The 1,868-nt window shown below is 65.3% G+C and carries 1 protein-coding gene and 1 pseudogene; both read right to left on the bottom strand.

The genetic code is table 11. The features are described from left to right. A pseudogene (locus tag EOA33_RS34395) lies at nt 1-496 on the bottom strand (prolyl oligopeptidase family protein); the annotation flags it as partial. A gap of 106 nt (nt 497-602) precedes the next feature. Beyond that, the gene (locus tag EOA33_RS34390; RefSeq protein ID WP_126054115.1) at nt 603-1,763 is read right to left on the bottom strand and encodes an MFS transporter; all 1,161 of its coding nucleotides are present in this window, start codon (nt 1,761-1,763) and stop codon (nt 603-605) included. Nucleotides 1,764-1,868 lie beyond the last annotated feature (105 nt).

Raw genomic sequence — 1,868 nt, 5'->3', positions numbered from 1 at the left:
GGTGAGCATGTCGCCGGACGGCGGCGATGTCGAATTCGCGCATTTCACTGGCATCGCCGCCGTCCGGCGACATGCTCACCAGGCAGCGGTTGAAATCCGGGTAAAGCCGGCTCGCACCGCTGAACACCCATTTGACGCCCTCTTTGGCCGAGAGCACGTCGAAATCGATGATCGTCTCCCATTCGGGCTTTTCGGTCTTGTAGGAAGCGACCGTCGTGCGGCGCCACAGGCCCAGCACGTTGGTCTTGTCCTGCCAGAAATTGTACACATGGCCGTTGATTGCCGCTCCGACCGGGATGTTGTCCTCGGCCGTCATCAGGTCGAGCGCGGTTTCGAACGAAGCCTGGTAGCCGGGATCCCCCTGCAATTCGACGACGGTGACCCCGTTCTGAGCGTGCACCCAGTCGAGCGCCTCCTTGCTGCTGCGGTCTTCCAGCCAGAGATAGGGATCGTGGGCGGCCGGTTCAGTCTGGCTCTTTGTCGTCGATTGGGTCACGCGCGATCTCCGAAGGCATTGTCAGGCGGTTTCGCCTACATCGCCTCACGGACGCCCACATTCAAGATGGCAACGACAGCTTGTCGCGACGAAAGCGGCCTTTCGTTCACACCACACGCCTGCGTAAAACGGTCGCCACCGCCAGCGCAGCGCAAATCGTGCCGAGCGTGATCGGCAGACCGGAGGCGCCGATCGCATCCATGACGCCGCCGGTGAGCGGCGGCACCAGGATGCCGCCGACGCCCCACATCAGCGAGAAGGCGGCATTGCCGGCGACCAGCGCCGAGCCCGTGAAGCGCTCGCCGAGTTCGATGATCGACATCGTATAGATGCCGTAGGAGACAGCCCCCCAGATGAACACGCAGGGCCAGATCAACGGCGTCTCGATGAGCAGCGGCAACAGCACGCAGCCGAGCACGGTGAGCGCCACGCACAGGAATCGCACCAGGCGCGCCGTCAGCCGTTCGGCCAGCAGGCCGAGCGGCACCTGCATGGCGATGTTGCCGGCGATCATCGCCGACAGCAGCGCCGACATGCTGGCCTCGGCAATGCCGTAGTGGGTGCCGTAGACCGGCAGCAGCGCCAGCACCGCCTGCTCGAAGCCGGCGGCCACGACCACGGCGGCGAGCAGCAGCCATGCCTTTGGCATGAAGCCCATCACCGAAACCTGGTGTCCGGCCTCGTCGACCTTGGGCAGGCGCCCGAGCACCAGCGCCAGGCAGCCGCCGCAGAAGACAAACGCGGAGATGCCGACCAGGAATGGCGGCCAGCCCTCGGTGCCGACCGCAAGCAGGCAGAGCGGACCTGTGGCGAAGCCGGCCGAAATGACAGTCGAATATACGCCCATGACGCGGCCGCGGCGCGACGGTGGCGCCAGCGCGATCACCCAGATTTCGCTGAGAACATAGAGCGGGTTGGTGACGACGCCGATCAGGAAGCGCAGCGGGAACCACAGATAGACGTTCTGCGTCCAGCCGACCAGCGCCAGCGCGAGCGCGGAAAGCGCGGCGCAGGTAAGTGCTGTCCGCCCTGGGCCGAAACGGCGCGCCAGCGCCGGGATCATCGGCGAGGACAGGATGAAGCCGATCGGCGTCATCGCCGCCGAAAGGCCGATCATCGCCGGCGAGATGCCCTGGCGCTGCAGGATGAAGCTGAGCAGCGGGTAGCTTAAACCTTGCGCTATGGCGAAGACCGAGACGGTCGCGATCACGCCGGTGATCGCCGCCCATTGCATTGTCTCGTCGCTGTTCGTTTCCGCAGCGCTCATGGCCATTCCTCCGCCGGCAGCCTTAGCGGTTCGGCTGAACAGCCGTAACCCCCTCGCCCGCGAAAACCGCTTGCTCCAGCCAAACCCTGTCAGGAACTTCGCGGC

The organism is Mesorhizobium sp. M4A.F.Ca.ET.050.02.1.1 (assembly GCF_003997725.1).
In the GTDB taxonomy this organism is placed as follows: domain Bacteria; phylum Pseudomonadota; class Alphaproteobacteria; order Rhizobiales; family Rhizobiaceae; genus Mesorhizobium.
Note: the sequence above shows the minus strand (reverse complement) of the source record. Positions and strands in the feature narration are given on the sequence as shown.

Coding starts and splice junctions, on each gene's coding strand:
- EOA33_RS34390 (WP_126054115.1), bottom strand. CDS start 1,763: ATGAGCGCTGCGGAAACGAACAGCGACGAGACAATGCAATGGGCGGCG.